Source organism: Neobacillus nitrireducens, assembly GCF_030915405.1.
Classification (GTDB): domain Bacteria; phylum Bacillota; class Bacilli; order Bacillales; family Cytobacillaceae; genus Neobacillus.
Genome location: NZ_CP133262.1, coordinates 1,823,842 through 1,846,769 on the forward strand (window position 1 = coordinate 1,823,842; position 22,928 = coordinate 1,846,769).

Genomic DNA, 22,928 nt, shown 5'->3' on the forward strand with positions numbered 1-22,928 from the left:
AAATCACTAAAATAAATTCATAATACTTATACAGGGAACAAATTCTCTGTACCTAAAATAAGGAGTTGAATAAAATGGCCAATAGCAGTAACAAGTTGTTAGTGCCTGGAATTGAACAATATTTGGATCAGGTAAAATACGAAATCGCCCAAGAATTCGGCGTTAATTTAGGGTCTGATACAGTTTCAAGAGCAAACGGATCTGTAGGCGGCGAAATTACAAAACGCCTTGTACAACAAGCACAAGCACAACTTTCTGGACAATCCTCACAAAAATAACTAAATAAAAATGGAGAAAAGTCCGGATTAAATCCGGACTTTATTTATTCTTTTTGATTAATTATATTTTCTATGAGGTTTTTGGGGACTATACTCCATATTTTTGTCTCTTACATTAACCTTGTCTTTTTGCTTGTCTTGTTGCTTATCTTTTTGCATGTCTTTTTTCTTGTCTTTAGTTTTAGGGTCCCCGACTTTTTTGCTGTTCCCCTTTAGATTGACTTTCTCTTTATGATTTTCGTTTCTTGTGGTTTTTTTATTCTCAGAAGGTTTTTCCCTTTGATTATTTTGTTTTTGGTGCTGTGGTAGTTTCTTTTTAAGTTCAGCCGCTTCAACCTTTTTTGGTTGTCCTTGTGACTTTAATTTTCCATTCAACCTAATTTTTTCGGTTATCCTTTTATTTTCAGAAATCCCTTTGTTTTGAATGGCTTTATGGTCTGATTGCTTTTTGAATTGCCCCGGAGGAATTTTGCCTGCTGGATTCTTTAGTACGGCTCTATGCTCCGTTTTTTCCTCTACAGCTTTAGTCTTCGCCTTTTTAATTAAATTTCCCTGGATTTTATTTTCCTGGTATTTTCCAGTCGTTATTCCAAGTTTATGAGCTTTATTCATTTCACTTTCAGATGCTTTTAACACTGTAAGCTCTAGCTTTTCTTTATTTACTGACGCTTTAATTTCTTCAATGTTCTCTAGAAGCTTTTTTTCAATCCTATCATCAGATTCTTTCGTCCGTACTGTGGAAATAATAACGTGTTCCTGTGTCTTAAAGAAGCCTTCCTCTTTCATTTCAGCTAAAATAGATTGAGCTAATTTTGAAACATCCTTATTCCTCCATTTATTCAATTGAGAAATAATTTGTTTTCCTTCCTTGTTATAACCAGTTATCTCTACAACCTGCATTTTCTTATTTATACCTAGCTCAATGCTTGGATTTACATCAATAGACATATATGCATATGCCTTATTATTTTGATACATTGGAAAAAACGAACCAAGGAAGATCAATAATGCAGCCATTAAAGCCCAAACTGGTTTTAATTTAAGAATATTTATTACTGTATTATATTTATTAGTTTTAACACTTTCCATTGGAAAAAAGTGTATCTCTTCACCAATTAGATATGGCTGATTTTGTCTCCTTGCATGCAAAAATTCACCTTCAGGGGTTAAAAGCGTAAGGCATGCATCATCAATTTCCATAACAATTCCCTTTTTCATGTTTCAAGCACCCCCTTTATATAATCTTTCATGTAGACATAATCACTAGCTAAAATAAGTGCAATTGCAATAATGTATTTTCTGTTTCGTTCAATTGTCTTTCTGCTGACATCTACCATGGTTTCTAATTGCTTAATTGGAAGACGTTTGTTAGTAAATAACATTTCTTTCAGCTCCTGATTATCCACTAACATTTTAGCTGTTAAAATTGCACTTTTTCGGGCATCGAAGTGCTTTGGTGAATTCTCAACCAAGTCACTAAAATTTAAATCAAAGGAAGTTAATAGTTTTTGAAAGTGAAGAATCTCATCTTTTCTCAATTGCTCATCATTTTTTTTATTGTACTCATCTAATGAGAGCTCGTTAACGATGATTGATCCTGCTGATTCTTCGTCGTTCTTTTCATCAGTTAAGTCAAAACTTAAATGTTGATTTTTGGACTGTTTACGAATATAGTCAATAACTCTTCGTTTGATTATGACTTCGGAAAAACTCAATAGAGAGCTGCCGCGCTCCGTTGAATATTTCTCTATCGCCTCGTTAAATGCGATGAGACCAATGCTAAATTCATCATCGGATTCATAAATATATCGTCTACATACAGAAGACACTGTTTTTGCAATAAATGGCTTATATGCACGGATTATTTCATCCAGTAGATATTGATCACCTTGTTGAATTAAGAGTACGGTTTCTTCCAAAGTTCGCTTTTTCTTTTTGGCCATAAACAATAAACTTAGCATTCGCTCACCTCTATTCGACCAATTATAACATACGAGTGTCGTAATTGAGTCCATGAGTTTTGGCGAATGCTTTTTTCTCTACATAGTTACGTTTCTTCTTAATCAGTTTGTGGGGGTTCTTATAAAAAATTTTTTCCCAATATAAAAGCTTCAAATCAGAATAACCTGATTTGAAGCTTTTATATTAAAAATATTAATTTTTGTCCTTTAAAAACAAGATCGATTGAATCAAAAAACCAATAAGTAAACCGGGAATTAAAAATAACATCGGTAAAAATATAGGACCGGGATGTATATGAAAAATCGTCACTTTAGGAGATACCATTAACCCCACCGTAACAAAGTAGGCACAAAAGACAAATGGTAAAAACGAATATTTTTCATTATCCGGCATGACAGAACGGTAACCATCCCACATAGAAAACATGTAGACACATGGATAAAACATAAGCCATTGATAGTTAATAACCGCTTCTGCCTGCTCAATTTCACCTAGAAAGCTGTACATAATCGCTGTGTTAAAACGACTATAAACATTTATTGTTACCTCTAAGGTAACAAACAATATCCCCTTGATATACTGACCCAATAGTAATTGACTAAAACCAGGAAAAGCAATATTCCATAAAACGGCTTCGAGTTTGCTCATTTTTTTCATTATAATCCCGCTTCTCAGGCATATTTTTGGTAAGCTAAAAAAACACCTCATCTTAGCTTATCCAGTCTATGCCTAAAAATATCGAAAAATAAATATTTTTCCCAACAACTTAATTCTTTTTTAAGATGCGTAAGTAGTTTTTTACAAACCCAACCCAATCTCGATTTTTCTGGAAATAACTCTTAAAAAGTTGTAGAAATAACGGAAATTTGTCAGAATAGGGATACCAATGTATTTCACTTTTTTTTCGACCGTTATCCTCAACAATTGCTTTTTCGTGGCAAAAAATTCTTAAGCCTGCATCCCCATGGTATCTTCCAATTCCACTTTGTTTAGCACCTCCAAAAGGAAGACCATGATTTGCAATACTAATAATTGCGTCATTAATAACAACTGCACCAGATATAAGCTTTGAGGCTACCCTTCTTGCTTTTTCTTTATCATTTGTCCATACGCTGGCATTTAATCCGTAAACTGTATCGTTTGCGAGACCTATCGCTTCCTCTTCATTATCAAAAGGCAAGACAGGAAGAAGCGGCCCAAAAGATTCTTCCTGAATAATTTTCATTTGATGATTTACATTTGTTACGACAGTTAATGGTAAATACATTCCGTTTGCCCACCTCTCAGGTGGGAGCCCTGTTTCTAGTCGTGCGCCTTTACTTAGAGCATCTTCAAGCTGGTCTTTAACGATTTGTAATTGTGCCGGGAACGTCATCGAACCAACATCTGAATTTTGATCATTTCCCTGTTTAAGATTCTTGATTTCTTTTTTTAATAAGGCAAGGAACTGTGGAAAGATTGTTTTTTCAACATATAGCCGTTCTGCACTCATACATACCTGACCGCTGTTGGTAAATGCAGCCCATGCCGCTCCTTTTGCGGCTCTTTCTAAATGAGCGTCAGCAAACACAATCATCGGGTCCTTCCCGCCAAGCTCAAGCGTTGTCGGAATTAGGTTCTCTGCAGCAACCTGCTGAATAATTTTTCCGGTTCTAACGGACCCTGTAAAAAAGATATAATCCGGTTTTCCATTTGTAAATGCTGCCCCTACCTCTTTTCCGCCATGGGCTACTTGCACGACCCCCTCTGGTAAGCCTGCTTTCTCAAATAGCTCCTCAATACATTTTCCGACTAGGGGAGTTACTTCCGATGGTTTTAGAATCACCGTATTTCCTGCCGCCAAAGCACTGAGCATGGGGACCATCGCCAGTTGCATTGGATAATTCCAGGGTGAAATAATTAACACAACACCTCTTGGCATATATTCAATAAACGATTTTTTACCAATCAATAATAGGGGTGTTTTTACTTTCTGGCGACGAAGATGTTTTTTGCCATGCCTAACAATATGATCAATAGCGTCAAGGGTTGGCATAATATCAGCAACCAGTGCTTCCGTGACTACTTTACCACTGTCCTCCGCGATAATTTTCCCTATTTCCTCCATCTGTTCAACAATAATCTCTTTAAGCTTCAAAAGATAGCTCGCTCGGTCTGAAAAAGTCAGATTACTCCACTGTTGAAAAGCCCCTTTTCCCCTTTCATAAAAGCTGTCAACTTTACTGATCGGTGTTTCCGCAATTTCCCCGATTTGTTTTCCTGTTGCGGGAGCTATCACCGTTAGTTTTTCTTGAATTGCAACAATAAGTCGTCACCCCTTTATTATAAAATGTTTATTTGATAGGTTGGGTTATCCTTTTGTTTGATGTAAAAAGCTGTCATAGGCTTAATCCCATCTTTAAAGTCAGGACAGGTTATCCCTGAACCCTCTAAATCAGATACGGTCTGTTTGCAATCATAGTGCCCTTTCCAAGTAAAATAATCTAAAGCTTCTTTCTCCACCCTAAGATATTTTCTCATCGGTTTAATGGATAAGAACCATTTACCTAGGGTTAGCGGAATCATTCCTTTTGGCTGTTTGTTCAGTAATTCTTTCATCATTATTTCATATATTTCAGAAGCACGGTAGGGGTGGGGGTCTGTTAGATGATAGGTCTTTCCAGCAGCTTTGTCTAAATGGCTCAGATAAGTAGTTGCTTGAATAATATAGTCAATTGGAACAAGGTTTACATAGGCTTCACCTTTTCCAAGTCGGGGTATAAGCGGGAGAAATTTTAATCGATCTAAAAAGTTCATAATAAAATACGGCCCATCAAATTTAATGGTTTCACCTGTATGGGAGTGACCTTTGACAATCCCAGGACGGATAATGGTAATAGGTACCTCATCTTTTAGTTTATCCACTAAAACTTCTGCTTTATATTTTGTTTCTTCATAGTGATTTTTAAAACTCTCCGGAGCGATGAGTTCCGTTTCATATAGAGTCCCTTCTCTATTTCCAACAACATACGCTGTACTAAAATAAATATATCTTTCTATGTTTGGTAACTTTTTCACCCACTCATTTACGTTTTCTGTACCTTTAACATTGACTTTATAAGCAATTTCTCTAGGAACAGCTAAATCATAGATCGCGGCTAGATGGTAAACATGTGTAACTTTTTGCTGTAATTCCTGATTTTCCTCTGGTGTAATCGCAAGGTATGGTTTAGTGATATCCCCAATAATAATTTTGAAGGAAGACACCTCTAACCTATATTCTGAAATAATAGCCGTTCGTTCTTTATTTGCCTTCTCCACCATTTCAGGCAGGACAAGAACATAAACAGTTCCATTGAAGTGATTTCTTTTTAGGACTTCACGAATCAATTGGTTACAAATAAAACCGGGAAAACCAGTAAAAAAATACCCTTTTTCCAACGTATCTCCTCCTTAGTCTATAACTAGACGATTGTAACCATTGTAAAGTCCCATGAAAAGATTCGTCCATGGGTAATTAGCCTGAATTTTCTGTTTAATGTTATTTTAAAAGAAGACGGGTTTCAATCCCGTCTTCTTTCTATGCTTCCTGATCCATTGGATTATAGAGTTTGACCGTTGGATTTTTCTCCTGGAACCATCTGAGCGCAAAGTCGTTTTCAAACAAAAATACATATTGGTCAAAACGGTCTTTGACTAGAAGTGACCGGGAACTAGATAAATTTTCATCCACCGTTTCACCTTCTACCCAGCGTGCTATTTTAGAGCCCATTCGTTCCATTAATACTTCAGCATTATACTCATTTCTCATTCGATGCTCAAAAACCTCAAACTGCAATTGACCAACTGCACCTAATAAATAGTCATCGGTTTTAATGGTTTTATAAAGCTGGATTGCACCTTCTTGGACGAGTTGCTGAATTCCTTTATAAAAGGATTTTTGCTTCATTACGTTTTTGGCTGAAACTCTAACATACAATTCTGGTGTAAACTGCGGCAGCCTTTCATATTGAAAGTCATCCTTCCCAGATGTTAAAGTATCTCCTATTTGATAAGTGCCGGTGTCATACAAACCAATAATATCACCACTGACCGCCTCATCCACTGTGCTTCGTTCTTCAGCCATAAAGGATGTCGATTGGGAAAGCTTTATTTGTTTATTTAAGCGAGGAATATTCACTGTCATACCACGCTCAAATTTCCCGGAACAGACACGCACAAATGCAATTCTGTCTCGGTGTGCAGGATTCATATTGGCCTGAATTTTAAAGACAAAGCCAGAAAATTGTTCCCCTAACGGATCAATTTTCCCAACGGATGAATTACGTGCCTTTGGCGCCGGAGCAAATTCCAAGTAGGACTCAAGAAAGGTCTGAACACCAAAGGCAGTTAAGGCACTCCCAAAGAATACAGGTGTTAGGTTACCTGCGGCTATCTTTTCAGCTGAAAATTCATTTCCAGCCTCATTAAGCAGCATAATTTCATCAAGTGTTTGATCATACAGTCCTGACGTTTTTAAGGGATGTTCCCCAGCAATTTCTCCATCTTCATTGAGTGGAATAAATCGTTCACTATCCTCGACACGGAACTGTTCCACCCGATTGTTAAATCGATCATAAATACCAAGGAATTCTTTTCCCATACCGATTGGCCAGTTCATTGGATAGGATTCAATGCCGAGAACCTCTTCTAATTCAGCCAAAAGTTCAAGCGGCGGCTTGCCTTGGCGATCGAGTTTATTCATAAATGTAAAAATCGGAATACCGCGCATTCGGCATACTTTAAAAAGCTTGAGTGTTTGCGCCTCGATCCCTTTTGCAGCATCGACAATCATCACAGCACTATCAACAGCCATTAAGGTGCGGTACGTATCTTCACTGAAATCCTGGTGCCCAGGAGTATCCAAAATATTCACTCGAAATCCATCATAGTCAAATTGCATTACACTGGAGGTTACGGAAATACCCCGCTGTTTTTCTATTTCCATCCAGTCACTTGTTGCAAACTTTCCCGTTTTCTTCGCCTTAACAGTACCTGCATCACGAATGGCACCGCCGAATAATAGTAATTTTTCAGTCAGCGTGGTTTTTCCGGCATCCGGATGGGAAATAATCGCAAATGTCCGGCGTGACAATACATCTTCTTTAAAATTGTTACCCATTTCGTTTTCCTCTCTTTTGACAATAAATATTTTTGTCCATAACTTCAATCTTATCTCTCAAACGGAAACTTTGCAATATTTCTTTAAACACATGGGCATAAAGAATATAATGAAAGAAAGCGGTAATGAGGAAAATAAGTACCGTAAATACATAACCACAACGGAGGTACATGTCTTGGAGATTACTAAAATTGATCAGCAGACTTTAAATTTTTTGCATAAAGCATTTGAAATTGTTCTCAATGAGAATAAGATTCCTTTTAATAAAATTGGCATTGCAGAAGAAGACGCACAATTATTATTTTTGTATGAAGGAAAAGATGAAAAAGTTCATGTTTTTAGATGGAATAAAGAATCATGTATCGGTGCGAGTATCGGCGCAATTGCTCAAAGTGTATTACTGCCAATCATTCCACATCTTCGTTTATTATCATAGCCCTTCTAGCCCACACCAGCATTTTTCCCTAACCGCGCTGGTGTATTTTTTTTGATGAAGGCATTTGAGTTTCCCACTAATTCCCACATCCATTTTTCTGGAAATCCCTTTATAATAGAGTATGACTCTGTTGAAGGAGATGAATGCATTGAATCAAAGTATAAGAAAAGTATCTAAATTTATTCCGCACATTGCAGCGTTCATATTAGTAATTGCAGGCATTATCTGGATCGTTCAAACAACAAATAATGAAATATCTATTCCATTTTCCTCTGTTGAAAAAACAATTCAGGAGCAAAATGGAAAAACAGTCCTATTAGATGAACAGGCGAACGGTAAACTCTATATTAAAATTGGAGAATCAGAATACGTGTCTCATGTCCCTCCAGAGAGCCAAATGATTGACAGGCTAGTTGGTAAATATAATATTGATTATTCGTATTCAACAAGCAGTCGCTATGGGAAGTGGATTTTGGGCGGCGTTATTCTCTTGCTTGTTGGAGCTGCCCTTGCACTTCAAAAAACAAAAGGCGGCTTTGGTCTAAATAATTCAATGAAAAATAGTGTGGCAAATGCTCGACCACTTCCACAAATTAGTTTAAAAGATGTAGGTGGCCTCGGGGACGAAATGAAGGAAGAAATCTTACAAACCCTCACAACCCTAAAAGAACCGGAACGAGCAATAAAGTTGGGGATTAAACCACCAAAAGGAATTTTGCTGTACGGGCCTCCCGGAACTGGCAAAACCTTGCTTGCTCAAGCAATTGCTCGTGAACTAAATGCTTCATTTTTCACAGCCAGTGGATCAGCTTTTAATGAAATGTTTATTGGTGTAGGGGCAAGCCGGGTCCGTTCCTTGTTCAAAACAGCAAGAAAACAAAGCCCCGCTGTTATTTTCATCGATGAAGTGGATGCTCTTGCTGCTAAAAGAAAGGCCCATGGCGGCGAGGAAGCAGAAAAAACATTAACTGAGTTACTTGTACAGTTGGATGGCGGACATTCTAATGATGGAATTCTATTTATTGCTGCAACCAATAGAAAAGATTTGCTCGATGAAGCTTTTCTTCGACCTGGAAGGATTGACTTCTCCTTCCAGGTACCGCTTCCCGATACAAAGGGAAGAAGAGAAATTATTACTATTCATGCGAAAGGGAAATCCTTTGCATCCGATGTACTTCCACAATTAGATGCATTGGCAGAAAGCACCTCTGGTTTTTCCGGTGCAGAACTTCAATCCCTTTTTGAAACGGCCAGTAGAAGAGCTGTTCGGAACGGACAGGATATGATTAAGAAGCAAGATCTTGACTACGCCCTTGATAGAACCATTTTGGGGAGTACTTCCCGTTCATTGCAAGACCTTGAAACAAAGCGAAGAGTTGCCATCCATGAAGCAGGACATGCCATTGTAGCCTCTTTAACAAAGCCAGGTTCTGTAAGGAAAGCTACAATAATCCCTCGCGGAGAGGCATTGGGGTATGTTGCACCCATTCCAAAGGAAATGCAGCTTTCGACAACCAGTGATTTACTAGAGCGTGTGGCAATGGTCTTAGCAGGCGGAGTTGCCGAAAGAATGCATCTGGGTGAACATAGCATCGGTGTAAGCGGCGATGTTGGACAAGCAAAACAAATGATTGAGCAGATGGTGGATTCCGGAATGCTTGAGGAAGGTTTCAGCTTGACTTTCAATAAACAGGATAAAGAAGAAAAAATGAAAGATCTATTTGGAAAAGCGTTAGAAAAAGCAGAAAATCTCATGAAAAGCTATCATGATCAATACCAACATTTAGTTGAAGCATTATTAAAAAAAGAAACACTTGAAGGCTCCGAAATCGAAGAGATTGTTTGGGGAAAGAAGACTAATTTAAGTGAAAAGATTGTTTAATATAGTAATAGAAAACCAGGTTCTAGCGCCTGGTTTTATTTTTATTTGCGATTTATTATTTCATGGTTTTTTAATTTGGTGGAACACTAATTGTAGTTCACAAAAAGGAAGTGGGTATAATGTTAGGCAGTCATATGATTTTTGAAAAAGAGCAGCATAAATATAGTGACAAAGCTAAAGATTACATTGGCGATCAGCAAAAAACACAGGGCTTATTAAATAGAGCAATAAAAATGGCGAATAATAAAAAACAAAATTTAGAAGAAGTATGGGAAAAACTGCAATTATTTTTTGATCTTGTTAAGGCTTATACAAAGGGCGAATATAAAAATGTCTCTCCAAGTACCATCCTTACCGTTGTTGGAACTTTGCTTTATTTTGTTTCACCACTTGATTTGGTACCTGATTTCATAATTGGGCTTGGCATTTTAGATGACGCTGCTTTGATTGGCTTTACCGTAAAGAAAATTTCCAGCGAGCTTGATGCATTTAGTAAATGGAAACGAGCCAATAATTTTGCACAAGAGAACCCGCTTGATTAACCAAGCGGGTTCTCAATTTAATGTTATTATCTAAAACAGGCTGCACCTACAATAATCAAGAGAATAAATAATACTACGATTAAAGCGAAGCCGCCACCGTAACCGCAGCCGCCGCCATATCCGTATCCATATCCACAGCCACCAAATCCACCGTATCCAAACATTTTCATGACCTCCTTTTTATCTTAACTTGAAAAGCTTAGTAGCACCATGAAGCCCCAATAATGATTAACAAAATAAATAAAACGACTAGTAGGGCAAATCCGCCGCCGTAGCCACCAACTGCACCAGACATTTACATTACCTCCTTTTTCTGATTTCCATATATCCTATTCACACAGATAAAAATGTGCGATAGACACATATCCAAATTACCCAGTTTTGGAAAAAAGAAGAAGCCCATTCTTTTCCACTAAAATTAAGTATTAAAATAGAAAAATACGTTCTAGTTGAATTCATTTTTATTAAATTCTTGGCATTTGATTGACAATTGCTACTGTTTTTCATAACATGTTCACATCCAAATGTAGATAGGAGTCCCTAACTTGAGGAATATCGTAACCCTTTTGTTTTTGATATTCATGGTAACTTTTCGAGTGATTACACGTTTAAGTTTAAAAGGAGAGAAACATAGTCCGTTAAAAATTGGTCATAGAGGTGCAGCAGGATACTGCCCAGAAAATACATTTGCTTCTTTTAACAAAGCCATAGACTTAGGTGTAGATTATCTTGAAATTGACGTCCAAATGACAAAAGATGGGGAATTGGTCGTGATTCATGATACCACTGTCAACAGGACAACGAATGGAAAGGGGAAGGTAAAGGATTACACCTTAAAGGAAATTCAAAACCTTGATGCAGGAAGTTGGTTCGATTTTAAATTTGCCGGGGAGAAAATCCCTTCCCTCTCTGAGTTTCTTGATGAGTTTGCAGGGAAAGTTGGAATTTTACTTGAATTAAAAAAACCATCACTATATCCGCAAATTGTGGAAAAGACTGCCGAGGAACTAATCAAAAGGAAATTAACAACTGGGGATAATCAAATGATTGTTCAATCCTTTGACCGAGATTCACTTAAACGTTTTCATGAACTGCTTCCCTCCATTCCGATTGGAGTATTAGTAAAGAATGCGGGAGTAAAAATGATTACGAACAAGGACTTAAGATCATTTACTAGCTATGTTTCTTATGTAAATCCCAAAATAACGATGGTTAATAAAAGACTTATTAAAAGGATTCATCAACATGGATTAAAAACGATTATTTGGACCGTTAAAAAAAAGAATGAAGTAATGACGTTAAAAAAACTACATGTCGAAGGAATTATCACTGACTTTCCAGATTTGTGTGAAGAACTCGATTAGGGTCTATTTTTACTTCCTGATCAGACCCTAACCTCCTCTTTTTATTAACATTTTGGTTCAACGATGGGCAGTTCCCGATTAACCAATTTGGGGGATAAAGGTTGAATACTGCAAAAACAGGATAGATCAACTAATATACAGTTATTTGTTCTTACTAATGAAAACACTTCGTCACAGAGATCAATCGGAATACCATCTATATCAACAGGTATAAGCATCGAAAGCTTCGCACAGCAATTCCTTGTATCAAGGCTTTCTAATCTAAATACTTGAGTAGTAAAAAATATACCACTCTTCGTTCGCCCGAATACTTCAAATGCACATTTATCATTAGAGAGGACAAATGGAATGGTATCATATCCAATTTTATCGCAAACAAATCGAAAATCTTCTAAAGATAATCTTTGTTGCTCTTCAAGCAACTCTTCCATTTCATTACATAAACAGTGCTTTTCACACCGTCCTTTTTCCATGTCTTTCCCTCCCTTCGTTCCCATTTAAGCAATCCCCTATTTTAAATTATTCTATTTAGTGATTATGGTATAGGCTGCTTTCTTATGAAAAACAGGTAAGTGACTAATTATTTCTAAATAGGTTCCTACCTAATTATTTTTTTATAAGTAAATAAACAAAAAACTGGCAGCAAAGAAATCCTTTTCTTCACTACCAGTTTAGCTATTACCCTTCTATAGATACCCATTTCGGGAAATAAAGGCTAAATATCGTCCCTTTATTTAAATGTGATGCAACCTCCACTCGGCCACCCATAGATTCTGTTATTTTATAAGTGGATGCTAGTCCCAATCCTGACCCGTTCAATTTACCAGAGGTTAGCGGTTTTCCTATTTGTCTGATAACATGCTTCGGTATACCATTTCCATTATCCTCGATTACAATAAAAACATCTTTAATCATTTCATGAAGTGAGATATTGACACAACCTTTTGGCGAACAGGCCTCTACCCCATTTTTAATAATATTCAATAGGGCAAACCGTAACATCTCGGGATCACCCATTATGGAAACATCCTCCTTAACTGTAGATGTGAATAAAAGCTCCACTTGATACATTTGAGCATAGGATTTCATTAAATGAACAACGTCTTGCAATTCTTTCATAAAACTCATTTCCCTTTGTTCATTCCACTTTTCATTTAAATAGGGATGATAATGATCTAAACCATATTCCACTTGTTTTAATTCATTTTTTGCTTGGATTAGATTAAATGACTGTTGTTTTGTTAACGGCTCTTTTGCAAGTAAATCCAAATAACAAGTTGCCGATTTTAATGGCGGTAACATTTGCTGTGAATTATTGATAAGCAAATGATTAATCGTATGATTTTTTTCAAACTGGATCACTTTTTTGCTCATCACATTCATTTCTATAAAGTAATTCAGAAGATAAATAACAAGTGAAAGGGTTATATAGTTTAAAATAAATACAACTATCATCGATATAATCCGAAATGCTAATTGAGTGCTATCAGAAATTAAAATTGGGAAAGAAAGGAAGATAATGATTGATAGTCCATTCAATACAATTAAACTTATCCTTTTGAATTTTTTATAATGGAACGTCTTGCGAAAATAGGATCGGCATAAAACCATTGGAATTAAAAAACATAAAATTTGCAGAAGCCATAAACCTAAATAAGTCGGAATAATTAGCAAATTTTACCCTCCCTTCCTTATTAAATCAAGTTTATCCCATTCCTAAGAAATATACCGTTAGTTTTGTCACATTTTAGACAAAATTTAATTTTTTTATAAAAAAATACAGCTCACGTTTAGTAAGCTGTCTAATTTAAAAGAATACAATATACAGAATGAGCGCTAATACAATTCGATAAATGGCAAACGGCAAAAGTTTTATTTTATTAATAAGCTTTAAGAAAAAGCGAATAGACAGTAAAGCAAAAACAAAGGCACTGATAAATCCTGCAATGAAGATTGGTAAGGCATCCATCGTCATATATTCCCAATTCTTTAATAAGGACAGAAAACTTGCACCTGCCATAATTGGCACGGCCATAATAAAAGTAAAATCGGCTGCTGCTTTGTGGCTCATCCCCATCAATACCCCTCCCGAGATGGTTGAACCTGACCGAGAGAAACCAGGCCAAAGGGAGAAACATTGAAATAGACCAACAGCCAGGGCTTGTCGGTAGGAAATTTGATCAACCGTTTGCGTTTTCGGCTGTTTTGGACCAATAATATCTGCAATAATCATTAAAAGAGCACCAATGACCAATCCTATCAAAACCGTTGATGTTGAAAATAAGTGTTCGTCAATATAGTCATCAAAAAGGACACCTAATACACCCGCAGGGATTAATCCAACTAAAACCTGGGTTAATTTAAGACGTCCTTGTCCCGAACCTGTTAGCCTGTTGATACGACCTAGCCCCAATAGATCAATAAATCGATCTTTAAATGTAACGACAACCGCAAGAATCGAACCAAGCTGGATCACGATTTTAAACGTATTAGCTCCTTGTTGTGTCAAAAACGTTTCAGATCGCAGCCACATATCATCAACAATAATCATGTGACCCGTTGAAGAAACTGGTGCAAATTCTGTTAATCCTTCTACTAATCCAAGCAAAATAGCTTTAATAATCATAAGTACTTCCATGTTGTGGGTTTCTCCTAACTATTGCGTCAGTATCGTAAATCATGATGAATTATAACCTAATTATTCTACTGATAAACTAACTTTATAGCAATATCTTTTTATTGGCATTTATATTATATATAACGAAAAGAACAGATAATAGTTTCATTTACTTTTTCCAAACGTCAAAAATGCTTCAAATGAAAACATATCTACAGCAATTAATAAGCAGCACACCATAAAAAATAAGCGATGCATCGACAGCATCGCTTATTTTTTATGGTGTGTCGCTGATAATTCTCATTACACGTCCATTAAATTTCTTTTTATAGAAACCGCTCGTTAGATCCGCAATCGCAATCCCTGTTGAGCTTTGTGAACCAATGAATTTACCTCCACCAAGATAAATTCCAACATGCCCATCAATCTTATAAGTATCAAAGAATACTAGATCACCAGGTTGTGCTTCACTAATTGATACTCTTTTTCCAGTATTTTTTAAAATATCTGTATGTGCTCCAACATTAATTCCTGCCTGTTTAAAGGCCCAGGCAACAAAGCCAGAACAATCAAATCTGCCATGTTCAACATCATAAGAATTTCTTCCCCCGCCAAAAACATAAACAGAATTCCCAATATACTTATCACCTGCGTGGATAACAATATTAGTTGTTTCATTTGTGGTAGTAGGTATTAAAACATTAATCTTATTAGTTTCATTAGTACTATCCTTGTATGTATTACCATTTATTTGTGCCTCTTTCGATGCAAGCGTACCATCTTTAATTTGTAAATCTGCCATTATAGTAAGTTTTTCTTGCTCTTTTAATTTTAGTTCTTCTTTTAGTGTATCATTTTGCTCTTTTTGTTCTAAAATTTGGGCTTGCATTCCAACAAGCTCTGTTTTCACATTTTGCAAATCATTTAGCTTTTTTACTACAGAAGATTGTTTCTTTTCAATTTCCTTTTGGTCCTCTATATGCTGTGTAACAAGATCTTGGTCTGCTTCCACCATTGTCGCAATGGCACCAAGTCGACTCACGAGGTCACTAAAACCTGTTGCTCCAAGGATTACATCTATATAATTAACCTTGCCACTTACTTGAAGGGATAAGGCACGTTTTTTTAATAATTCATTTCGTTTATTGATTCTTTCTTGAATTGTCGTAAGATCCTGTTGAAGGGTCTTCACTTCGAACTGAGATTCCTTCACTTTTTCTTCCGTTTGAACTATCATTTTATTATTATCTTTAATCGCCAACTCAACTCTAGTGATTTGTTCTGATAATTTTGTATATTCTTTTTGTATCTGTAATATTTCCTGATATGTTTTGGAGATGTCCGTTTGAAGACCTGAACGCTGATCGTGTATTTTTTTAAGGTTCTCTGCTTTTGCATTCACTGCTGAAATTGAGAATACACTTCCTAGCCCCATAATAATGGTCGTACTTAGTACGATTAACTTCTTTTTCAATTAAGTTCCCCTGCCTTCTTAATATCCAAATCACCGCATATTTCCAATCTTTTCTTAATTAATAGTATAACATCTAGATTTGTCAACAAAGTAATATTAAAATTAAATTTCTATTTCAATGGTTTTTATTGGAAGACATTTAACAAAGTGTTCAATTTTCACTTGAAATTGCATACAAAAGTACAAAAATAAAAGACCACCATCTCTTATTTTTTAGTGAAAAGAGATGGTGGTCCTTATAATGTGTTCACTGTTTAAGTTTCAAAACTGCTATTTTCCCCTTAGTTGATAAAAATAATTAATTAGTTTTAATTAATTCTTTAAAGCCAGACTTGCCTCTTTCAACAAGATTCAAATGAGAATCTTTTGCTAATTTAACATAATGCTTTCTTACTTTAAGCCACGCATTTCGACGGTTACGCTCAAAAGCTACACCCGATTCTGCATTTTTTTCAAAATTATCTTCCATCTGATCAACAAAATGAACGAACGACTTAATTGGAGTAAGCGCGATTTTCTCTAATTGACCTGAAACCTCAACAAATTGGTTCTTAAGCTCTTCTCGTTCGATTGGTGAAACCTCTTCTTCCTTTGATTCCTCTTTACCAAATGGTAATTGATTCATCAGTTCTGAAACCATTTCCTTGTTGGTTTTTTTAGATTGTTGATACAAATTCCCAACTGATTTCCTAAATTGCTTATTAAACTTTATGACTTCCCTTAATGCATTAATATATGCATCTTCCCTATTTTCCCGAAGCTGTTCAGCACGTTCACGTGATAACTCAAATTGATCCCAAAATGTGTTTACAAATGAACCTACGGCTACCGATTCCTCTGCTGATGGATTAATTGTTTCTACTGCAGATAGAACCGTTTCACTTTTCTTCTGTGCCATCGTCTTTCCTCCTCTTACTATTATTGACTTTCTCTATTGGATCCTTCTTATGAAATGAAGGCATATAGAGCTCAAAGAAACTTGAATACATTTTGAAAAATTGATCCAATAACGATTGGTAGGATTCTAGTTGATTGGCATAGCCTTTTAAGTATGTAATACCAGCTTTAGTTATTGAATATCTCCTTTTTGCAGGGCCACTCCCAGTCGTATCCCATTCTGAAGATAGAAGCTCTTCCTTTTCAAGCTGTCTTAATAATCTGTATAAATTCCCTTGATCAAGTGTCTTAAAACCAAACGCCTCTAGCTTCTGGCTGAGTTCGTATCCATGAAGTGAAACCTTGCTAAGAAGCAATAAAATAAATGGTAGCACAAAATTTTTCGATGGATTAATTGTTTGATTGTCTTGATTCACCATATCTTTATCACCTCACCCTATATGTATTTTACACCTATAAGTAATATTTTGTCAACCGAGTAAATAAATATGAATAAAAGTTATATAACAGCGTTTACAATTTACTTTATTTGGTAATAGACTATTAAAAATAAGAAGGTGGTGTGAAATGGAAAAAGCAAAAATGAGTAAATTGGGAGTTCCTTATTTACGTTTAGGCAAGGGGGAACCATTGGTCTTAATCCATGGTTTAGGTGAAGTTAAAGAAGGATGGGAAGACCAATATGAATTAGCAGACCAATTTGAGCTAATCATCCCCGATTTACGCGGTCATGGAGCATGCCATAAATCGGATGGAATTTCGATTCAAAATTTTGCTTCGGACATAATTGGGTTATTAGAGGAGTTAGAAGTTGAAAACGCACACATTCTAGGTCTCTCGATGGGTGGTGCCGTTGCACAGGAAATGTACCGTCAGGATCCAACCTGCTGTCGTACACTCCTATTAATAAGCTCATTCCACTATTTCCCTAAAAAACTAAAGGGTTTATTATTTGATTCACGAAAAGAAAAACTGGAACGCATATCAGCATCCGGAAAACACTCGGAATTTGCTGCACGGATGGCACTTTACTCTTGGGATAAAGAAACGGTTGAAAAGTTCGATAAGTTTTTCCAACCTAAACGTGGTATTTTTATTGACTCCCTGCTAGCATGCTTTGAGGTTAATAATTTAACCTTACTTCCGATCATAAATGTACCCACCCTAATTGTTGGGGGACAATACGACTCAATATTGCCTATATGGATTCAGTTGTGGATGCATAAGCTAATACCACATTCAGAATTTATTATTATGAGGAATACTGGTCACCTTGCTAAACTAGAAGCAAAAGATCGGTTTAATAATCTCTTGCGAAAATTCCTTGATCAACAAAAAACTGCCTAAAGAATTTTAAAGCGGGAAGGACTGATCCTTCCCGCTAATAATTTATCCAAACACAACTCTATCTATGAGTGAAATTCCTAAATTTCTTGTGAACGTGTAGACAGCCAATTATCTGCAAATGTGGCAAACTTTCCTGTTAAAGCTAATGAGACATGGCCGCCTTCAAAAACCTGGTATGTTTTATCTTTACTAGATACCATGTCGATAACAGGAAGACTTTGTTCCTCTAAGATCAAAGTATCTCTTGAAGTGGAGAAGACATAGAAAGAGCAAGTGATATTTTTTAAATCTACTGTTCTCCCACCAATTTTAAGCCCGCCTTTGAGAAGTTTGTTATCTTTATATAAATCATTAAATAATTGTTTGAAGGCTGCTCCTGAAAACGATGCAGCGTCTTTTGTCCACTTGTCCATCTGCCGCCACTTTTTAACATACTCTGCATCATGCGCACGGGAAATCAGGTTAATCATTGGACTCACATAAACCGGAGAGAGTCCTCTGAACATTCCATACATAATTTCAGATGGGATTACTCCATACACCTCAGAAAGACGATCAAAGTTAATAATCCCTTTTTGCAGCCCTTTTAACCACTTATCTGGAACAATACCAACACTAAAGTCAATTGGAACTGTAGCAAGGACTAAATTCTTAATTGGCAATTTCGTAAGTGAGGCAAAGATTGCCGCAATGGTCCCTCCTAAACAATAGCCAATCATCGAGATTTCTTTTGCTCCTGAATGCCTTAAGGCTCGTTTGACGCCCTTTTCTAAATAATCAAGAATATAATCGTCTAGTGTAATATCATTATCCTCGTATCCGGGCGAACCCCAGTCTAGAAAATATACATCGTATCCTCGTTCGGTTAACCCACCGACTACACTGCTCCCTTCCCCAATATCTAAAATATAAGGTTTATTTAGGAGTGAGTAGACTAAAAATATAGGAATCTGATACTTTTTTTCTTTTGCCGGATGATAATATAAGGTTGATTTATTTTTTTTCCAAATAATCTCTCTTTGTGACGAGACAATATCCGGCTTCGGTTCTGTCAAGACTTTATAGACTGTATTCCACCTTGCAGTTTCTTTTTCAATATCAAGAAGTGGTACTAAATTAGTAACCGATGCTATAGGGCTCATCCTTTTCAGCTCCTTTCTTCCTTAGTGCCAGCACCAGTAAGAACTAGCTCTTTTTCTTTATCTTTTGTCTTTCCTTTTGGTAAAAGGTTTTTCAATGTGGCCAATTCTTGCTTAATTTCCGTTAAATCTACAAGACCCTGCCGTAATTCATGAATTTCTTCTTTCAGTCTTTGTGTCTCTGCTACCTCTTGGGCCATTTTTGGGAATTCGTCCTTCATTTGTTGGACGATGCTCACTATCTCTTGAAACATAGCCAAGTTTTCATTATTTAACGAACCTAAACTATCCTGTAAATTCCAAATTTGCTCTTCTAAAATATCAATTTTTTCTTCCGTTTGAAGAGACAGCTTTGCTACATTTGCAACATCTTTTTTCGTTGGAATATTTATTACTCCTGCCATGAGTTCTTGGTTTTTTCGTAACAATTCCATGTAACGAGCATGACTTTCCGTCCCAACCTTCAATAACCGAACGAACTCATTGTTGTCAGTCATCATGTATAACAGACCATTCAAACGTTTTTCCCACCTACCACTTATTTTTCTGAATCCTAGAAAAGGATCATATATTTTATCCTTAGACATTCATTATCGCTCCTTTGTAATTAGGATTTAGTAAGTTCTTCTGCTTTTTCCATATATTTATTTAATGGGAACATCAGTGTTTTGATTTGTTTCGCAAAAAGATTAACAAAACCCTTTTGATTTTCATAGATAAGATTTCCTGCTTGTTTAACGGTTTTGATATATTGATTCCTGCTTTTTTTCCTTATAGCAATATATTGATCAATAATTTCAAGGTATTTATCCATAGCTTGATAATTTGTTATCTTTAGAAAAGGTTTGTGTAGAATCGACATAGTTCTTTTTTGAATTTGATTAATCTGGGCATTGATTTCTTCATATGATTTTAGCGGGAAGAAATGTTGCAAACTTGTAGTGGACATCAAGAATTCTTCTCTAGCTGTTCTTTCCCATTCGGCAAATTCCTTATTAAATTTTTCGGATAACGCCTTTATATTTCCTTGATTTCTTTGAATGTTATCTGCAAAAAACATGGCCTCTTTAAGGAAAACCTCATCCCGGAAATCACCTCGTTTTGCCCATTCGTCTAATTCATTAAAAGCATTGTGCCAGAGGGTATCTAAGCTTGATAGTTGTGCTTCTCTAGCCTCTTTTTCGGTGACCTTTTCCTCCACTATCTTAGTTTCAAGTACGGGCCCTTCTACCTTTTCTTCTACTGCTTCTGAATCTAGCTCCTGTTTTGCTTCAATTTCGTGAGAGGCTTCAACTTCTTGCTTTTTCTTCTTTGATTTTGTTTCTTTTACTGGTTCCTTTTCTATTTCGTTTTTGTCAGTCATCTTACTCGCATCCTTTCAATTTAATATTTTTTTAAGAAATCGATCACTTTTTCATCGACAGCTTTCTGCGCTTCTGTTAAGTAAAGGTGCCCTGCGCCGGGGACAATATAAAGCTCTGAATCTTTAATTCTATCTGCTAACATTTTCCCATTTTCAACGGGAATGAGCCTATCTTCATCTCCATGGATGACTAATACCGGGATACTGATTTTGGTTAATTCCTCATACGTATCATGGGCAAGACATGCTTGGAGCTGCTGCATAAAACCATGGGCAGGTGTTGGAATCTCTATCATTGTTTCAATATGTTCTGCAATGGAATCTCGATGGTTTTCTATGAAGTATGTGCTGTAGAGTATGGGAACAGATGCCCATGCTGCTTCTAGGGGTGTGGTTGGAATAGAAGCACCTGAGAGTAATGTCATAATAACTTCTGCATCAGGTTGAACTTGATTAATTCCTCCTGGTGATGTACAACCGAGAATCAGTGATTTGATGCGTTCTGGGTAGTTTATTGCCAAACGCTGGGCAATCATTCCCCCCATTGAGATCCCATATACATGTGCCTGCTCAGCACCTGCTGCATCTAAAACTGCTTTTGCTTCTTCTGCCATTAGTTCTATCGTATAAGGGGTTTCTGGTTTATCGCTTCTTCCCGTCCCACGATTGTCAAAAATAATCACCTTAAACTGTTCGGCCAATGCTGGAAGACTTTTTTTCCATGATAATAAATTATGGGCTAATCCCATTATTAATAACAAAGGTTCTCCTTCACCATGGACTTCATAATAAAGATTGATACCATTTGCATTTGTTATTGGCATGATAAAAACTCCTTTTTATATCTCCACTTTTTCCTTTTCTTTGCGGAGCATTCTTCTAAGCAGCTTGCCTACTGATGATTTAGGAAGCTCATCTAATAATTCAATTTCCTTTGGCACTTTATATGGTGCAAGATTCATTTTGGTAAACTCAATCAGACTTTGTGGTGATACTTGAGCACCCGCTTTTAGCTTTACAAATGCCTTTACGGTTTCTCCTCTGTACATGTCTGGAACTCCAATTACAATTGCTTCCTCAACAGCTTCATGCTGATAAAGCACTTCTTCTATCTCACGTGGATAAACATTGTATCCGCTTGCAATAATAATATCCTTCTTACGGTCTAGTATATAAAAGTATCCGTCTTCGTCCATTTTGGCAATGTCTCCAGTATAGAGCCATCCGTTTTTCAATACTTGATCCGTATCTCCCGGTCTTCGCCAGTAACCTTTCATGACTTGTGGACCGCGGAGGAGTAACTCTCCCGCCTCTCCAATAGGCACATCAACTAATCCTTCCGGTGTTTCTTTTACAATTCGCGCCTCGGTACCAGGGAGCGGGATCCCTACACTACCCAATTTCTGTGCAAGGAAGGGAGGTGTTGTGATCGCTGATGGTGCCGTTTCTGAGAGTCCGTACCCATCTACCACTCTTGCCCCTACTCTTTTCTCAAATGACTTTATCTGCTCGACAGGCAACGGTGCACCACCACTGTTCAAATAGAAAATTTCCCCAATATTGCTTTCTTCTAATAGTGGGTGGTTGTTTAAAGCAAAAATCATTGTTGGGACAACTGTCATATGGAATGGCTTCTCTCTTTTAATAAGCTCAAGCAGCTCGGTTGCATCGAATCGCGGCAGGATTAATTGATTACAGCCGATCCTGATTGCGGCAAGAGCATTACACGAGAGTCCATATACATGAAACATTGGAAGGACACTGACAAGTTTAAAGTTTTCCGGTTTCTCATCAACAGCATTATAAGTAAAATCACATACTTGAATAGTATTGGCAAGAAGATTGTAGTGAGTAAGCATTACACCTTTAGAAACCCCTGTTGTACCACCAGTGTATTGTAAAAGAGCTACATCTTCATGTATATTAATCGGAATTTCAGGGATAACATTGTCATGGGTAAGGAAGTCTTCAAAATAAATATCCCCAGCTTCAAGTGGTATTCTGTTGCCGCCAAAACCAACGACAATAACCTTTTTCAAAGAGGTTTTTGGCTTTACCTGAATAACTTTTGGATAAAAGGCTTCAAATACAACCATGTACTCTGCTTCTGAATCATTAAGAACATATTCAATTTCTCGCTCTACATACATTGGATTGACTTGAACAGTGATTCCACCCAACCGGAACCCGGCAAATAAACTAAAAATATAATGAGGACAGTTAGGAAGCATTATTGCCAGACGATCACCTTTTTTAAGACCTATCCGATATAAGGAAGCTGCAAACCATTCCGTGATCATTCTAGTTTCTTTGTAGCTCCAAGACCTGTCAAAAAAAGTAAGCGCCGGTTTTTCATTATGAATATTTGCCGCTTGCTTCAATAGGTCAAATAATGAATCGTAATCTACAGAAACTTGTTCACTAATTCGAGGATCATAACACTTCAACCAAGGTTTATTCATATATACCACATGTTTCCCCTCCTTA

At 36.6% G+C, this 22,928-nt stretch carries 25 protein-coding genes; 6 read left to right on the plus strand and 19 right to left on the minus strand.

The genetic code is table 11. The features are described 5' to 3' along the window. Positions 1-74: 74 nt before the first annotated feature. Positions 75-278, plus strand: coding sequence for an alpha/beta-type small acid-soluble spore protein (locus RCG22_RS08760; protein ID WP_066252362.1), 204 nt, complete (start codon positions 75-77; stop codon positions 276-278). Positions 279-335: 57 nt separating this feature from the next. On the opposite strand, the gene RCG22_RS08765 is transcribed toward RCG22_RS08760, so the two are convergent. The 6 genes from RCG22_RS08765 to RCG22_RS08790 all read right to left on the minus strand — a co-directional run bounded on the left by RCG22_RS08765 (position 336) and on the right by RCG22_RS08790 (position 7,380). Further along, positions 336-1,496, minus strand: a complete 1,161-nt coding sequence (locus tag RCG22_RS08765) for an anti-sigma-I factor RsgI family protein (protein ID WP_308106537.1) — start codon at positions 1,494-1,496, stop codon at positions 336-338. After that, positions 1,493-2,239, minus strand: coding sequence for an RNA polymerase sigma factor SigI (sigI, locus tag RCG22_RS08770; RefSeq protein ID WP_098263161.1), 747 nt, complete (start codon positions 2,237-2,239; stop codon positions 1,493-1,495). Before sigI ends, RCG22_RS08765 begins: the two co-directional genes overlap by 4 nt. A gap of 193 nt (positions 2,240-2,432) precedes the next feature. Then, on the minus strand, positions 2,433-2,897 hold the full coding sequence (locus RCG22_RS08775) for a hypothetical protein (protein WP_308106538.1): 465 nt from the start codon (positions 2,895-2,897) through the stop codon (positions 2,433-2,435). 109 nt (positions 2,898-3,006) lie between these two features. Further along, positions 3,007-4,518: an aldehyde dehydrogenase family protein gene (locus tag RCG22_RS08780; RefSeq protein ID WP_308106539.1), complete on the minus strand. Its 1,512-nt coding sequence runs from the start codon at positions 4,516-4,518 to the stop codon at positions 3,007-3,009. A 44-nt stretch (positions 4,519-4,562) separates the two neighbouring features. Then, positions 4,563-5,660: an SDR family oxidoreductase gene (locus tag RCG22_RS08785; protein WP_308106540.1), complete on the minus strand. Its 1,098-nt coding sequence runs from the start codon at positions 5,658-5,660 to the stop codon at positions 4,563-4,565. A 139-nt stretch (positions 5,661-5,799) separates the two neighbouring features. Beyond that, positions 5,800-7,380 carry a peptide chain release factor 3 gene (locus tag RCG22_RS08790; protein ID WP_308106541.1) on the minus strand — a complete coding sequence of 527 codons (1,581 nt, stop codon included), beginning with the start codon at positions 7,378-7,380 and terminating at the stop codon, positions 5,800-5,802. 109 nt (positions 7,381-7,489) lie between these two features. On the opposite strand from RCG22_RS08790, the gene RCG22_RS08795 reads away from it, so the two are divergent. The 3 genes from RCG22_RS08795 (at position 7,490) to RCG22_RS08805 (ending at position 10,240) form a co-directional block, all read left to right on the plus strand. Continuing rightward, positions 7,490-7,816 (plus strand): hypothetical protein, encoded by a 327-nt coding sequence (locus RCG22_RS08795; protein ID WP_308106542.1) that lies wholly within the window; start codon positions 7,490-7,492, stop codon positions 7,814-7,816. A 148-nt stretch (positions 7,817-7,964) separates the two neighbouring features. Then, on the plus strand, positions 7,965-9,698 hold the full coding sequence (locus RCG22_RS08800) for an AAA family ATPase (protein WP_308106543.1): 1,734 nt from the start codon (positions 7,965-7,967) through the stop codon (positions 9,696-9,698). A 119-nt stretch (positions 9,699-9,817) separates the two neighbouring features. Then, the gene (locus RCG22_RS08805; RefSeq protein WP_308106544.1) at positions 9,818-10,240 is read left to right on the plus strand and encodes a YkvA family protein; all 423 of its coding nucleotides are present in this window, start codon (positions 9,818-9,820) and stop codon (positions 10,238-10,240) included. A gap of 26 nt (positions 10,241-10,266) precedes the next feature. On the opposite strand, the gene RCG22_RS08810 is transcribed toward RCG22_RS08805, so the two are convergent. Beyond that, on the minus strand, positions 10,267-10,404 hold the full coding sequence (locus RCG22_RS08810) for a YjcZ family sporulation protein (protein ID WP_098263168.1): 138 nt from the start codon (positions 10,402-10,404) through the stop codon (positions 10,267-10,269). A gap of 35 nt (positions 10,405-10,439) precedes the next feature. Continuing rightward, positions 10,440-10,535: a YjcZ family sporulation protein gene (locus RCG22_RS08815; RefSeq protein WP_066252345.1), complete on the minus strand. Its 96-nt coding sequence runs from the start codon at positions 10,533-10,535 to the stop codon at positions 10,440-10,442. A 250-nt stretch (positions 10,536-10,785) separates the two neighbouring features. Here RCG22_RS08815 and RCG22_RS08820 point away from each other — a divergent pair, with 250 nt between their 5' ends. Beyond that, a complete protein-coding gene (locus RCG22_RS08820) occupies positions 10,786-11,604 on the plus strand; it encodes a glycerophosphodiester phosphodiesterase (RefSeq protein ID WP_308106545.1) in 819 nt (272 codons plus the stop codon). Positions 11,605-11,648: 44 nt separating this feature from the next. Here the strand turns inward: RCG22_RS08820 and RCG22_RS08825 are convergent, their stop codons facing one another. The 6 genes from RCG22_RS08825 to RCG22_RS08850 all read right to left on the minus strand — a co-directional run bounded on the left by RCG22_RS08825 (position 11,649) and on the right by RCG22_RS08850 (position 17,011). Further along, positions 11,649-12,101, minus strand: a complete 453-nt coding sequence (locus RCG22_RS08825) for a CotY/CotZ family spore coat protein (protein ID WP_308106546.1) — start codon at positions 12,099-12,101, stop codon at positions 11,649-11,651. A gap of 181 nt (positions 12,102-12,282) precedes the next feature. Next, positions 12,283-12,978 carry an ATP-binding protein gene (locus RCG22_RS08830; RefSeq protein ID WP_308106547.1) on the minus strand — a complete coding sequence of 232 codons (696 nt, stop codon included), beginning with the start codon at positions 12,976-12,978 and terminating at the stop codon, positions 12,283-12,285. Between the two features lie 433 nt (positions 12,979-13,411). After that, a complete protein-coding gene (locus RCG22_RS08835; RefSeq protein WP_308106548.1) occupies positions 13,412-14,242 on the minus strand; it encodes an undecaprenyl-diphosphate phosphatase in 831 nt (276 codons plus the stop codon). A 256-nt stretch (positions 14,243-14,498) separates the two neighbouring features. Beyond that, positions 14,499-15,695, minus strand: coding sequence for a C40 family peptidase (locus RCG22_RS08840; protein WP_308106549.1), 1,197 nt, complete (start codon positions 15,693-15,695; stop codon positions 14,499-14,501). A 298-nt stretch (positions 15,696-15,993) separates the two neighbouring features. Further along, entirely contained in the window at positions 15,994-16,593 is a 600-nt protein-coding gene (locus RCG22_RS08845) for a hypothetical protein (protein WP_308106550.1), read from the minus strand. Beyond that, entirely contained in the window at positions 16,574-17,011 is a 438-nt protein-coding gene (locus RCG22_RS08850) for a helix-turn-helix transcriptional regulator (protein ID WP_098263178.1), read from the minus strand. The genes RCG22_RS08845 and RCG22_RS08850 overlap by 20 nt, the downstream gene beginning before the upstream one ends. A gap of 148 nt (positions 17,012-17,159) precedes the next feature. Here RCG22_RS08850 and RCG22_RS08855 point away from each other — a divergent pair, with 148 nt between their 5' ends. Next, positions 17,160-17,939 (plus strand): alpha/beta fold hydrolase, encoded by a 780-nt coding sequence (locus RCG22_RS08855; protein ID WP_308106551.1) that lies wholly within the window; start codon positions 17,160-17,162, stop codon positions 17,937-17,939. 77 nt (positions 17,940-18,016) lie between these two features. Here the strand turns inward: RCG22_RS08855 and RCG22_RS08860 are convergent, their stop codons facing one another. Genes RCG22_RS08860 through RCG22_RS08880 form a run of 5 tightly spaced genes read right to left on the minus strand, consistent with a single transcriptional unit; the run spans position 18,017 to position 22,903 of the window. Next, positions 18,017-19,081: an alpha/beta fold hydrolase gene (locus RCG22_RS08860; RefSeq protein ID WP_308106552.1), complete on the minus strand. Its 1,065-nt coding sequence runs from the start codon at positions 19,079-19,081 to the stop codon at positions 18,017-18,019. A 5-nt stretch (positions 19,082-19,086) separates the two neighbouring features. After that, positions 19,087-19,665, minus strand: coding sequence for an MreC domain-containing protein (locus tag RCG22_RS08865; RefSeq protein ID WP_308106553.1), 579 nt, complete (start codon positions 19,663-19,665; stop codon positions 19,087-19,089). A gap of 20 nt (positions 19,666-19,685) precedes the next feature. Next, positions 19,686-20,441: a hypothetical protein gene (locus tag RCG22_RS08870; RefSeq protein ID WP_308106554.1), complete on the minus strand. Its 756-nt coding sequence runs from the start codon at positions 20,439-20,441 to the stop codon at positions 19,686-19,688. Between the two features lie 20 nt (positions 20,442-20,461). Next, positions 20,462-21,265, minus strand: coding sequence for an alpha/beta fold hydrolase (locus RCG22_RS08875; RefSeq protein ID WP_098263182.1), 804 nt, complete (start codon positions 21,263-21,265; stop codon positions 20,462-20,464). 15 nt (positions 21,266-21,280) lie between these two features. Continuing rightward, the gene (locus tag RCG22_RS08880) at positions 21,281-22,903 is read right to left on the minus strand and encodes a long-chain-fatty-acid--CoA ligase (protein ID WP_308107113.1); all 1,623 of its coding nucleotides are present in this window, start codon (positions 22,901-22,903) and stop codon (positions 21,281-21,283) included. Between the last annotated feature and the right edge of the window lie 25 nt (positions 22,904-22,928).